The following is a 13,927-nucleotide window of genomic DNA, read 5'->3' as shown; positions in this document are numbered from 1 at the left end:
CGCGGTACCATCCTAATTTAAATAAATACTAAAAATAGATATTTATTTATCTCAATTGAAATGTTAACGCTTTTCTTGCGAGAAGTTCTACTAAGTAAAAATACTTTTCTTCTTCTAATATTCATAAGTGATAATTTTAATAATTCTTTATTAACTCTCAGCAAATGTTAACTCTCTGTGAAAAGAACTTATTAAAATCTTGTCTTACTATTTTTATATTCTTCACTATATTCAATAAATTTTTTTAAGTTTACTCCATTATCTCATTTTTTTGGATTTGTAGGTCCATTGCTGCTGCTTTTATCTTGATTTTCCAATAATTCCTCTTTTTTAGGTATGTTTGGATTTGATAAAATTTGATCAATATTTATTCCAAAGAATCCAAGCCCTAATAAATTATTTGTTATTGAATTCCCTCATTCATTTTTATCTTTATGTAATTTAGCCAAAGCCGCAGCTAAATTACTTTCTCCATTTTCTGGTTCATCTTCATTTTTCACACTAAACCCACTTGCAGATGAAGAATATGTACTTGCCACTCCAATTTTTACAGGCCTATCACCTAAATAATAAACTTCTGATTGTTCATTTCATTTCTTATCAATTAGATTTTTAAGTGTTCCATAGAAATAAGCTGGATCTTCTTCTTTTCCATTTCCATATGTGGATTTTATTTTTTCCCCTTTTTTAATTACTGTTGTATTACCTTTGTAACTAATTGAAATATCTTCTTTTGCAGTTACAAAATTGACATCTCTATATACATTATACATTAGTAAATCAATACATTCATATCAACCAGCCAAATCTTCAATGAAGGGAATTGAAGTTGGTTTGTTTGTAGAAACTCCATCCTTAAATAATCATTGAATTTTAGTTGATAATGATAAATAAAAATCTTTATCATTTAATCAATAAATAATCATTATTTCTTTTATTACTTGAGAAATAGTTGCTTGACTTTCTCTATTGTAAAGACTCTTTCCTGCAATAGCCAAACTTATTCCATCTAAACCATAACTATCAAGTAAAAAATACATTCTATCTCTAAGCTTATCTTTTTGTTTCCACTTTCAAATCATTCTATCTGCAGTAGCTCCACCTCAATTTGTAATAATTTTAGTGTCATCTTCTCAACTACCATCAATCTGCATTTGTTTTCTATCTATTAAATACTTAGAATTATCAACATCATAAACTCCTGAATCAGCACCTTCAGGTTCTGTAATAAAATCATTAATATTTAAGCTATCAATATCTCCCTCTTTTTCTTTTGTATATAATGAAGAGATATTTATAACATCATAAGGATTGTTTTCAGATTCAATTACTGATGCTAATTTTGGTTGCCTTCAAGCTAAATTACCTATTTCTGGAATTTCATTTCCTCAATTTCATCAATAACCCATTAAAGAGGATTCTGATTGTTCCATAGGATTTTGAGCTTTTTTGACAATTTTATCTGTTGCTTGAAAATGAATTGTTCCTGTTCCTTTTGCAATTCAAGAGTATTCTGATACTCTAATAGTTGCAACATAGTTTTTCAGTTCTTCTTCATTTTCGTTTTTATTATTTAAATTAAAATTAGAGTTAATAATTGTATATGATTCTTCTCTAATTGAATTAACATCTAATTGAAAATTTGCAATTCTTTCAATATCTTTTTTGCTATCAACAGTTATATTATTAATTTTGGCAATTCTTTTAATAACTTCCTTTTGATTTACTTCTGACATTTCACCCAGATTAAAATTATATTGGAAAGATTCTATATCTTTCAAACTAAAAGAACAAGCAACAACAGTCGTTGATGTAGTTGAAACAAGAAATGAACCAGAAGCCAATAAAGCTAATAATTTTTTCATAAAGATCTCTCCTTTTTATGATTATACAATAAAAATTGGTAAAGTCTTTTTGCTATTACTTACTATTTTTTATTTAGTTTATTAATAATTTCTTCTAAATATTGATCAATTTTTTGATCTTTATTATTAATAAAATATTCATGCTTAGCTAAAAATTCTTGTAAATATTGACTAAATTCTAATGGATTTTTATTAATCTTTTGCAATGTCAATTCTATTTCTTTTTTAAACTCATATGCCAAATTAATTGATTTAGATATTATTATCTCTGAGTTTTTTCTTGCAATTTCATAAACATTTTTGGTTCTTTGCAATCCAATTTTTGTATATTCTTCCTTGTTTTTATAGCTTTCTAGTTCTTTTTCTAGTAACTTGATTTTTAACAATAATTCTGAATTTTCCATTATAATTTTCCCTCAAAATTTCAATTTAATGATATCTCTGCTGTTTTTTTAAATTTGTCACGATATTCTTCATTTTTGCTAACAATTATATTAATAATTAAATCAAAGATAATCATTTCTCCTGGAACAGATGAAATTGAAGGATATTTTATTTTATCATTACTAATTGTTTGTGTTTCTATTATGTGGATTTGATTAACATCTAGATCTTTTCCCAATTGTTTAAATGTTATTTCCTTGTCAGAAGTTAGAATTAAAATTGGAATATTTTTATTATAAGTTCACTTGATTGATTCAATAATTTCTTTGGTTCATCCTGTTCTTGTAATAAAAATTACAAAATCATTTTCATCAAAAAAGATTGCTCTTTGAACATAATTGTGAATATTTGAAACAGCTTGTGCCATTATATTAATTCTTGATAAATTTAATACAAAAGAACTTGCACTTATTTGCTGTTGTTCTATTCCAAAAATCATTACTCTTTTTGAAGAGTAAATTTTTTTAGAAACCAATTCAATTTCTTCATTATCAATACTGTTTAAAGTTTCATTAATTGTATAAACGGCGGCCCCTCTTACATTATGAATAATTTCTTCAATTGTATTGTCCTCTCCTAATTTATAATAACTTCCCTGCATTCTTGACTTTTCATAAACAAACATTTGTATTGCTTTAAACGATTTAAATCCTAGTTTCTGACATACTCTTGTCATAGTTGAAGGACTTACGTTACTCTTTCTTGAAACCTCTTGTATTGAGTTACTACAAAAAAAATCTGGGTCATTATTAACCAAATTTAATATTGAGCTTTCTGTTGAGTTTAACTTTTTGTCTTTTGACTCAATTATTTTCATCCCTTAATTACCTCTTTTTTTTATTTTTATTAAAGAGAATTTTTTAACATGAATAGAATTATTTTTTAATTCTTTAATATGTTGATCTCTTAACCTATTTAATTCTATTATACTAGAGCATTTTTTAATTTCTTTAATATAATCAGTTGATAATTTCAAAACAACACTTGTTCCATAAACATCAACTTTTTTTTGCTTCACTTTTAATATTATAAATGTTATTAAACAAAAAGATAAGATTAAAATTAAACTATAAGTAATAATAAAAGGAACAGCTAAATTTCCTCCTAACCTAAAATCTACTTTATATAGTTGCTCTTCTCCCAAACCTTCATATACTAAATTCTTTGCATTTACTCACCCTGCTTGCATAACATTAAGCATATATCTTTGGGGTAAAAAATATAAAATAAAATTTAGCCATTTTATTTTTGCCACAACTTCATAAGGAAAGGCACATCCTAATAAATTATAAGAAAATATATAAATTAAAGAGACATAAATTGAGCCCACTACTGTTGATTTTACAAACATAAAGATTGTGTAACTAATTAAAACACAAAGCAATCATAAACTAATCGTTCCTGTAATAAACATAGTTCAATTAACTGAAGAGAATAAAGTTCTTTGATCTTTAAAAAATATCAATGTTAAACCCATTAATAAAAAGATAATACAAAAATTAATTGTAAAATTGGCTAAAATATTTGCTCCAGGTTTTATAAAACCATTTAATCCTGTATTATTAATTCTCTGGTCAAAACCTGTATTCTTATTATTTGAAAGTGCTCTATGAAAAGTATGTATTCCATTTCTTACAATTAATGCTCCAATAGCTGATGAAAACAAAAATGGATTATTACCTTTAAAAAGTAATCATATAAATAAAGTAAAAATAACAAGAAAAACACCAAGAAACATATTTAAGGGAGAATAAACAAAAGTCTTTAAAGATAGGATATAAAGGTCTTTAAAACTCTTAAAATTATTATTTACTTTTTTATATTTTTTTTGATTCATCATTCTTATTTTTTCCCTTTACTTTATTTTCTCTTTTTTTTGCTTCTATTATTAAATTTTTAACTTCAATAATTTGATTTAATTCTTCAATTGAATTGGCCTTTTTAATACTATAAATAATTGCAATATGTTTTAAATTAGTCGGATACTTTTTAAGTAATTTCTTTTTATAACCAAAAGTCTTTTTCAACAGTATAACTAATCAGATCGTCAATAATATTAATATAATCAATGAGACCAAATAAGCTATTCAAAAGTTACCATTGTAACCAAACTGATTTGTTTTCATACCAATATCATCTGCTCAACCAGACGCCATAATATTTAAAAAATATCTTTGGGGGAGAAAGAAACCTATTATTATAATTGGTTTATTTTGCTCTAATAAAGTTCAAGGTATTCCTAATCCTAGTAAAAACATTGGTAAAAAGTAGAAAAGATTAGCTGTTACAGATGCTCATTCATAACTTTTTGCATGAAAAACTATTATTAAAGCAATTAGATTTGATGAAATTGCTAGAAGAAAGAAACCTAAAAATAGAACTGGTCAATTAACATTAACTATTTCTTGTCTTTGATCTGGAAATAACATGCTAATTGCAAACATAAATATTGCTACTAAGATATTAACTATTTGACTAAATAAAATAATAATCGAGAATACAAATGTCTTTGAAACTTTAGTAGAAAAGAGACGTTCAAGAAACATAGAGGATTTAAAATCATAGATAGTTTTTACAAGATTGAATAAACAGTTTCTAATAACACTAATACCAATAGCACTTGCAACAATAAAATTATCAACTACTAAATCCTTATTGCCCGCTCCTGTGCCTGCATTTTTAAAAGCCAATCATACAACAAGAGTAATTGTTGTAATTATTCAACCAGAAAAAACTATAAATAAGTCTTTTTTATAATTTGACAATTGCATTGCAAAGATTATTTTAAAAGTACTTCAATTACTCTTATTCATATTTCTACCCCCTATTTATTTTTATGTTTCTTTTCTAGTTTTTGTTGCTTTCTTACTGATTTACTCTCTAGTTTCATCGATTTAATTTCTTCTTGAATATATTTTTTCTTTAATGAAGATAACTGCTCCAACTCTTTTTTCGATAATTGAGCTGTAAGCTCAGTTGCATAAACAATATACTTATTTGATTTAAAACTATTATAAAGATCCTCTTCTAAAAAATTAAAGAACTTTTCTGTCTTCTTAAAAAAAGTTAATGCAGATTTTTTATATTTTACTTTGATGTCTAATTTAGTAACTCTTTTTCTAGTTTTTTTAAATATTTTAATAGCCATTTTTGTATGTAATAAAACTTCATCAATATTTCTTCTATTAATAGCTGTTGATAATAAACTAACTAAAACATTTTCTAGCTCATTTAAATGATAATTAATATTTCTGATATAAACAATATTTGATTCATGTTCATTTCCTATATTTTTTTCTAAAAAGTAATCATATTGTTCTTTAAATATTTTTCTATTCTCTTCAAATTTTTTTAAAATAGGTTTAAATAATGGATCTGGTTTGACTTTAATTTCTTGTTGACTAATAGCATCCATTATATTTAGTGAGTACTTTTCAAAAGTCAAATTTTTCTCTCAATCAGTGATATGGTCATCAGATATTATAAAGCCATTTTCTAAAACGATTACCCTTTCACAAAGTAATTCAAAAGTTGAATCATCTGGTGAAATAACAACAAATGAAGCTTCATATTTTTCCTTATATTCTTTCAAAAATTTTAAAATTTTAATTTTAAAATCTAGACCAATTGAAGATGAAACTTCATCCAAAACAACTAATCTTGGTCTATTAATAATAGCTAAGGCAATTGAAAATAATTGTAATCAAGAGGTATTACATGATGTTAATGTTTTTTCTCATCTCAAATCAATACCAAATACTTCAACAAGTTTATCTATTCACTCTTTATCTTGTATATCATTAATATGCTTATATAAGTTAAAAACTTCTTTTACAAGAAAACCTTCAGGTCAAGTTGTTTGTCTAAACTGAAATCCAATATTTGCCATAACATTTTCATCATTAAAATTATATTGAATAATTCCCCCAGATTGCTTTATTTGACTAGCTATTAATCTACCCAAAACACTTTTTCCAGATTGATTGGGTCCAATAATTGCTAATCCTTCACCTTTATTAATTTTCAAATTTATTTTTTTAATAACTCAATTTTTTTTATTAAATATTTTTGAAACATTTTCCAAAGAAACGGTTACTTCACTATTTTTCATCTTTTTACCCCTTCTATTTTTTATCTACAAAGTTTCCAACAAGCTTCCAATACATTTCAGTATGTAAAACTTGAGTTCTTATATGTTCTCCTGTTAAAAAAATATGTAAAGCATCTTTTACTTTTAAAACTTTTCTTAAGTTATAAAATTTTTCACTGTCTTGATAATCTGTTACCTTATCTTTTTTAGAATGTAAATAAAGTATTGGAAAAGAAGTTTTACACAATGGAATTTTATATGTTATAGTGTCTGCTTCAATATTTATTTTATATTTATCATTATATACTTTATAAACCCCTTGTAAAATTTTATCTAAAAAATTACCAATAAATGCTCCACCAATTGTATTTATAACTCTTTCCAAAACTTTTGCTGTTTCAAAATATGGAGAGTCAGCAACAGCAAATTTAATATTATATTTTTTAATTTTGTTTGAAATCGCAACCCTATTAACTGTATGAGCTCCCATTGAAAAACCAATTAGAGATATTTCTTTTGATGAAAAATTCGTTTTAACAAAATTTAAAGCCCTTAATAAATCTTTTTCCTCATTAATACCCATTGTAATAATTGCGTCATCAGATTCACCATGGTTTCTAAAATCAAATGCAAAAATATTATAACCAAGCTTATTAAAATAGTAACTTGCAATGGCAGATGATTCTTTTGAAGACGAAAAACCATGACAAGCAATAATTCATTTCTTAGTTTTTTTCTTATTTAAATGATATATCCCAACAATATTTTTTGAGTCAAAAGATTTGAATTCGACTTTTTTAAATTCCTTAATATCAAGATTTAAAATTTCTTGATCATGTGTCTGTTCAAAAATGGCTTGTTGATATGAACTCAATAAGTTTAAATAACCATTATTTTTATATAGATCATAATTTTGACGATTACGACTATTTATTAAACTTATAACTTTTTCAATTAGTATATTATTCATAATTTTTCCTCACTTACTAAATAGTATAAAAAAAATCTACAAATTTGTAGATTTTTTAAAACTTTTATTAATTATTTAGTTTATTTTTTTCAATGAGCACCTTGTCTTTTTAGGGTTCAATTGTCTGCAATAGCTATTTTATCATCTGAATATTGTTGATAAGCAGCTTTTCAATCTTCTTTTGATAAAAGTTTTGAGTTAATTTTAGCATTATAATACTTATATTGACCAGTACCAAATGCTTCATATGATTTTGTATAGGGTGCTAAATGATTAACTGTTCAAACAGTTGGCATTCCCTTAGTATATAAAGTTAATGTTAAAAAATCTTTATATAATAATTGTGTTTCTGTTTCAGCAAATTCTTTAAATCTGCGCTCTGTTTCAGCAACATTTAAATCTGTAGATTCAAAACTATTTGAATATGTTTCATATGATTTTAATAATGCCTTTGTAGCACTATTTTCTTCATTTGGTTTTTCTAAAGATCTTGCATAAAGTTTTTTAGTTGTTATATTATATTCTGAATCATCATTTGTATTATCTTCACTTGCTGCTGCTTTTGATTTAAATAATCTTGAGGTTCCAGTATAAGCACCATAAGGTCCTCATAGTGTCATTGTTTCTAAAAAACTTGATGGGTCTTTATAGTCAGGTGATCAACCACTTATAAATAAATCAGTTGCCCCTCTTGAACCATTTGTTCTGTATTCATCTGTTGATGAAAGAACTTTAGTTTGTACAAATATTGGGTTATTTTTAATTTCATTAAATTTTTTAAACATCATATTTAAATATGGATTTAATGAGTTGTTATTTGATGGACTTAATATAAGTTTTAAAATAACTTTGTTTTCTGATTTCCCTTTTACTTTTCTTTTTTTAATATTGTTCAAACTAATATATTCATTTATATTTTTAATTAATTCTTCATTAGTTTTTCCTGCTAACTCTTTTGATTTATTGAAGTAAGAATCTTTACCATCTTTTAAACTTCAATCAGCATCAGTAGAAGTTACAGTTGCCCCATTTTTACTAATTAGTTCATCATAACTATCAGATACATATTGTGTATAATCTTTTGCACCATTACTTGCAACACCATAACCTGTATATGTATTTCTTAACATTTGTGATGGTTCTCCAACTTCATCAATTGTTTTTGAAAAAAACCTAACAAAGTCAGTTCTGTCTAAAGCTGTTGATATAAATGTTCTTGCATCAATTGATTGAAGCAATTTTGAAGCATCTAATGCTCTTTCTCTTTCATCAGGTTTTAATGAATAATCATCAATTTCTGAATTATAGTAGTTGTATACTAACAGAAATGAACCAGAAGCATCTGGAGAAGAAACTGGATATGCTCCTTCAAATTTAGGATTTTCATATGACTCTTTACCTTGACCGATATAGTTATTTCATCCTTTTAAGTCATCTGATTTTAATTCAAATCCTGTTGTTGAACCTGATTCAAATAAGATTCTTTCTTTAGTAGCAGACGCATCATCAACATAGTTATATTCTAAAGTTTTAATATTAGTACTTTCTTTTAATACATAGTGTTCATTTTTTTGTAAAATAATTTTTCCATTTGGATTAGCTTGAGTTGGATAGTAAGAAGCGTTGTACATTGCCTCTTTAAAATCTTTAATATCTCCCTTTTCTGCTGTAAAAATTGGTGAGAACACTGAATATGTTAATAAACTTTCAAAATATGGTGCTTTTTTTGTTAAGTCAAAAGTAAGTAATTCTGGAGTTTCAATGCTTACAGTAATTCCAAATTTCTCAGGATCGTTACTTCATATTTTATCTCTCTCAACTTTTATGGCTGCAGTTAATTTTGCAGCATCTTCATCAGTTTTTTCACTATCTTCATAAGCTCTTTGAGCTATCGTGATTCCCTTTTGAATTTCAGCAGCACCTTTAATAAATGATGTTCACAATGAAGCAACATCTGAACCATTTTTTGGATTTAAAGCAAATAAAGCTGCTTGTCTAACTCCTTCAATGACTGAAGCTTTTCCTTCTCCAGTTTTAGTTTGATCCGAAGATATATAACCATTTTGATCAACTATTTTTCCTTGATAGTTAACTCAAGTCATAGGTCTTGTTTTATAAGTTCATTGTTGACCTTCATTTTTCATATCTCCTACATAAGAATATTGCGCATCTGATTGATTTTGCTCTTCTCCATATTCACTTTCAACAAGAGAACCATAGATTCTTCCATATTGGTCTGTTGATAAAAATGTATCAAATGAATTAGCTCAAATTCTTGAATCTTCTGCTTGCATTGAATATGCAGTATTTCAACTTGTTACATTTGATGTATAAATTGATTTGAATACATCAGTGCTTACTGTTCTGTCCATTAAATATTTTAAAGAAGTTGCACAAGAAACAACAGAAGATGAAACCAATGTTGTTGTTAAACCTAAACCTAAAAGCCCTAATGTTTTTTTAAATAATATTGACATTTTATTCTTCCTTTCGTTGTTCTATTTTTTTACTAATTTTTTAATTTCTTTAATTTCTCTTTTATTTGCTCATACAAAATGGTCTTTTGTAATCTCTTTAAAATATGGTAAGTCAAATATGTAATCACTGTGCTCTTTTTCTGGATCATAAACAACAAGTTTAGTACTTTTTGCAAGTTCAGGTTCTGGTATTGGAATTGCAGAAAGTAAAGCCCTAGTATAAGGATGAAGAGGATTTTTAAATAATTCCTCTGCTGGTGCAATTTCAATTATCTGCCCATGATAAATAACAGCAATTCTGTCAGCAATATGGCGAACAACAGATAAGTCATGAGCCACAAATACATATGTTATTCCTAATTCCTCTTGGAATTTTTTAAATAAATTTAATACCTGAGCTCTTATTGAAACATCAAGAGCTGAGATTGGTTCATCAGCAACAATAATTTTTGGTTGCATTGCTAAACTTCTTGCAATTCCAACACGCTGTCTTTGTCCTCCTGAAAACTCATGAGGATATCTTGATAAATGTTCAGGCAATAACCCTACTGAATTAACAAGTTTTAAAATAATGTGTTTTTTAACTAAAGCTGGAGTTGCTTGATCCAAAGTAATTTTTTCATTTGGATTTTGTTCATTATATTCTGTTACATATAATTCCTTTGCCTCTTCACCTTTATAAAGTTCAGGGAAGTTTTCCATTCCTTCAGCAATAATTTCTTCAATAGCCATTCTATCATTTAATGAAGAACTTGGATCTTGGAAAATCATTTGAATGTTTTTTCTATTAATTCTTCTTTGTTTTTTTGATTGACTCTCAAAGAAATAAGATTCTTGAATAATTTCATCAATTGAAGGTAAATCTAGAAAATCTGTTAATTCAATAAATGATTCAATTTCTTCTGGTGTATAAGTATTTTCAATTCCTTTTCAAGCATAAAAGTTTTCAATAAGTTCTCTATCCTTAATTATATTTTTTTCAATTATTTTTGTAATATAACTAAATTCTTTTTTTAATTCTTTTAATTTTTCATCAGTTATTTTTGATTCATCTGTAGCTAAATTTTTTAATTCATTTTCAAAATCAGTATTTTTTAATTTTGAAACTAATGAATTTATTTTAGGTGTTATTACTTTTTGTTCTGAAAGTAAATTTAAAATTTCTTTACATGCAGCTACATTTAAATTTTTACGAGATCAAAAATCTGTAATAAAGTATTCTAATTTCTTATATTCCTTATCAGTTGAAGGTACACCATTTGCCTTCATAATCTCAAATTGTTTTTTACACTCTTCAAAAAATTCATTTCTATTTATATAAATCAATTTATTATAATAATTAATAAACTTTTCTCTTTTCCTCATTGGAGAAGATAGTGCATGTAATTGAAATTGTAATGATTTAGCTCATGAAAGTTTTGATAAAAACTCTTTATGATTATCAGTAATAACCTTTCATAAGCCTATTAATTTTTTAAATACTGAGTCCAATTTTTCTGGGGGAACATTATCAATTTCATCTCTATAATCAGAAACTTCTTGAACCTTTAAATAAATTTCATCAGCATTTTCTTTAATTGATATGATAGCTTCTTTAGTTTCTTTTAACTTTGATAAAACAGATCTTTCAAGTTCTTTTGAAACTTCTGGAATATAAGAATGTAAATTATCTACAAACTTAATCATTCTATCTTCATTTTTAATAATTGAATTTATATATTTTAAATTCTCTAAAATAATTGCTTTTAAATAAGCTAACTTAGAAGTTTTAGTTTGTAATTCAAGATCTTCTTGAGTTAGCACTCTTGGATTATTAGTATAGTTTTCATACAATCCTTTTAACCCATCAATTCTAGCTTGAATTTCTCTTGTTGTAATATCCATTTTATATGACATATTTTCAAGTTTTTTAGAAATTTCTTTATTTAATTTATATAACCTTGTTGGACTACCAGCAACGATATTATCTTCCATATAGATTGCACCATCTTTTAGTGGTTGCACTCCAACAATAGCTCTACCAATTGTAGTTTTACCACTCCCTGATTCTCCTACTAAACCAAATATTTCACCTTTATAGATATCAAAACTAGTTTCTTTAACAGCTCTAAATTTTTTACCTTTAACACGGAATTCAATTACTAAATCCCTAATATTTAAAAGTACTTCTTTATTTGTTGACATAGTTTTAGCCTACCTTTTCTGATTCTTTTATTGTTTTGCGTAAGTTATTTAAGACATTTGGTTTTTTAACTTTTGGAGAACGTGGATCTAATAATCAAGTTTTTGCAAAGTGAGTTTCACTAACTTTAAACATTGGAGGCTGCTTAATATAATCAAGTTCTAATGCAAATTTATTCCTTGGAGCAAATGCATCTCCAACTATTTCATTGAATAATGATGGTGGAGTTCCTTCAATTGAGAATAAGTCATCTCCTTTTTTACCTAATTGAGGTAATGAAGATAATAATGCTCAAGTATATGGATGTTTTGAATCTTCAAAAATTTCTTTTGTTGTTCCCACTTCCACAATTTGTCCAGCATACATAACAGCAACTCTATCGGCAATTTTGGCAACTACTCCTAAGTCATGAGTAATGAATACAACTGAGAATTTATATTCTTGTTGTAATTCTTTAATTAAATCTAATATCTGAGCTTGAATTGTTACATCAAGTGCAGTTGTTGGTTCATCACAAATTAATATTTTTGGTCTTGATGCAAGAGCAATTGCAATTACAACTCTTTGACGCATTCCACCAGAATATCTACCTGGAATATCTTTAAAACGTTTTTCTGGATTTGGAATTCCTACTTTTCGTAAAAGTTCTATAGCTTCAGTTTTTGCTTCACTTCTACTTAATCCAACTTGCTTTCTTAAAACCTCAGTAATTTGAAAACCTACTGGTAATAATGGGTTTAATGAAGTCATTGGATCTTGAAAAATTGTAGAAATTGTTTTTCCTCTTAATTGTCTAATTTCTTTCAATGCTTTTATTTTATTAACTAAATCAGAGTTTTTAATTCTTTTTCAGTCAACTAAAATATTATGAAAATGATCTTTATCCAAAGTTTTTGTTTCAATAATTGATAAACAAATATCTCTTAATTCATTTTCAAATCTTTTTAAATGTTCTTTTGAGTGGAAGTAATTTAAAATAAATTGTTTTTCTACTTCATCTCATTCAGTATTATTTTCAATAAAGTTTTCTATCATTGAAGTTATTTTTGAAACTTGATGTCTACTTTTCATATTAAGCGGTTTTACCTTATTAATATCAATTTCTAATTTTAAAATAGATTCAAGTTTTGAATTTATTAACTCATCTCTTACTACATTATCATTAATAATTTTTAATGTTTCTTCTGCAGCTTTAATTTTTAATTCTAATTTTATTATTTTATTAGCTGTTCTATTATTTCCACTAAAACCAATATTTTCTTGAACTGCATTTAATTTAGTTTTTAAAGTTTCTAACAGTTCATTTTGTTTAGTGATATTATTTTGCTTAATTAGTGAAATTTCATTATCTTCTAACAAGCGAGAGTTTAAATCCTCTGTTAAATCTTGTAATTCTTGTTTAGTTCTTAATAAGACTAATTCATTTTGTTCTGATTCAATTTTATTTTCTAATCTTAGTTTTTTTAATTCTTGTTTTTCTAAATTCTCTCTATATTTAGGATTTAATTTGTATAATTGCTTAATTTCTTTAAATAATTCTTTTATTTTTTCATTATTTATTTTTGTAACATTTTTAATTACATCTTTTGATATTAAAGGACTTTGTAAGTTAACAATATCAATTGGTTCTTTAAAATATGCTCCTTGATCATCAATTGATCCTTGAGTTGGTCGATAAACAATTGAGCCATTACTTACTCATCCATTAGCTTCTAACATTCCTGTAAAAGTTTTTGTAATAACTGATTTACCACTTCCAGATTCGCCAACAATTGCCAAAATTTCTTGGTCATAAACATCTAAATCAACAGTTCTAATAGCAGTTAAAAAATTACCTCTAACTTGAAATTTAACTTCCATGTCACGAACAGATATAATTCTATTTTCTTTATTCATAAT

10 protein-coding genes are annotated in these 13,927 nt (G+C 25.8%); all 10 read right to left on the bottom strand.

What is annotated here, in order from left to right; translation table 4 throughout:
* Positions 1-191: 191 nt before the first annotated feature.
* Positions 192-1,865, bottom strand: a complete 1,674-nt coding sequence (locus tag AAHM84_RS00480) for a hypothetical protein (RefSeq protein WP_342258958.1) — start codon at positions 1,863-1,865, stop codon at positions 192-194.
* A 62-nt stretch (positions 1,866-1,927) separates the two neighbouring features.
* Positions 1,928-2,269 (bottom strand): hypothetical protein, encoded by a 342-nt coding sequence (locus tag AAHM84_RS00475; RefSeq protein ID WP_342258957.1) that lies wholly within the window; start codon positions 2,267-2,269, stop codon positions 1,928-1,930.
* Entirely contained in the window at positions 2,269-3,126 is an 858-nt protein-coding gene (locus AAHM84_RS00470) for a MurR/RpiR family transcriptional regulator (RefSeq protein WP_342258956.1), read from the bottom strand. Before AAHM84_RS00470 ends, AAHM84_RS00475 begins: the two co-directional genes overlap by 1 nt.
* Positions 3,127-3,129: 3 nt before the next feature.
* Positions 3,130-4,146 (bottom strand): hypothetical protein, encoded by a 1,017-nt coding sequence (locus AAHM84_RS00465; protein ID WP_342258955.1) that lies wholly within the window; start codon positions 4,144-4,146, stop codon positions 3,130-3,132.
* On the bottom strand, positions 4,127-5,122 hold the full coding sequence (locus AAHM84_RS00460) for a hypothetical protein (protein ID WP_342258954.1): 996 nt from the start codon (positions 5,120-5,122) through the stop codon (positions 4,127-4,129). Before AAHM84_RS00460 ends, AAHM84_RS00465 begins: the two co-directional genes overlap by 20 nt.
* Positions 5,123-5,133: 11 nt before the next feature.
* Positions 5,134-6,420 (bottom strand): ATP-binding cassette domain-containing protein, encoded by a 1,287-nt coding sequence (locus AAHM84_RS00455; protein WP_342258953.1) that lies wholly within the window; start codon positions 6,418-6,420, stop codon positions 5,134-5,136.
* 13 nt (positions 6,421-6,433) lie between these two features.
* Positions 6,434-7,369 carry an alpha/beta hydrolase gene (locus tag AAHM84_RS00450; RefSeq protein ID WP_342258952.1) on the bottom strand — a complete coding sequence of 312 codons (936 nt, stop codon included), beginning with the start codon at positions 7,367-7,369 and terminating at the stop codon, positions 6,434-6,436.
* Positions 7,370-7,449: 80 nt separating this feature from the next.
* Entirely contained in the window at positions 7,450-9,846 is a 2,397-nt protein-coding gene (locus AAHM84_RS00445) for an ABC transporter substrate-binding protein (RefSeq protein ID WP_342258951.1), read from the bottom strand.
* A gap of 21 nt (positions 9,847-9,867) precedes the next feature.
* Entirely contained in the window at positions 9,868-12,030 is a 2,163-nt protein-coding gene (gene oppF, locus AAHM84_RS00440) for an oligopeptide ABC transporter ATP-binding protein OppF (protein ID WP_342258950.1), read from the bottom strand.
* Between the two features lie 4 nt (positions 12,031-12,034).
* Positions 12,035-13,924 (bottom strand): oligopeptide ABC transporter ATP-binding protein OppD, encoded by a 1,890-nt coding sequence (gene oppD / locus AAHM84_RS00435; RefSeq protein WP_342258949.1) that lies wholly within the window; start codon positions 13,922-13,924, stop codon positions 12,035-12,037.
* Between the last annotated feature and the right edge of the window lie 3 nt (positions 13,925-13,927).

Origin of the sequence: Spiroplasma endosymbiont of Dioctria linearis (genome assembly GCF_964030865.1) — a bacterium.
Lineage (GTDB): Bacteria > Bacillota_I > Bacilli_A > Mycoplasmatales > Mycoplasmataceae > Spiroplasma_A.
This window is presented reverse-complemented; position numbering and strand designations above follow the sequence as displayed.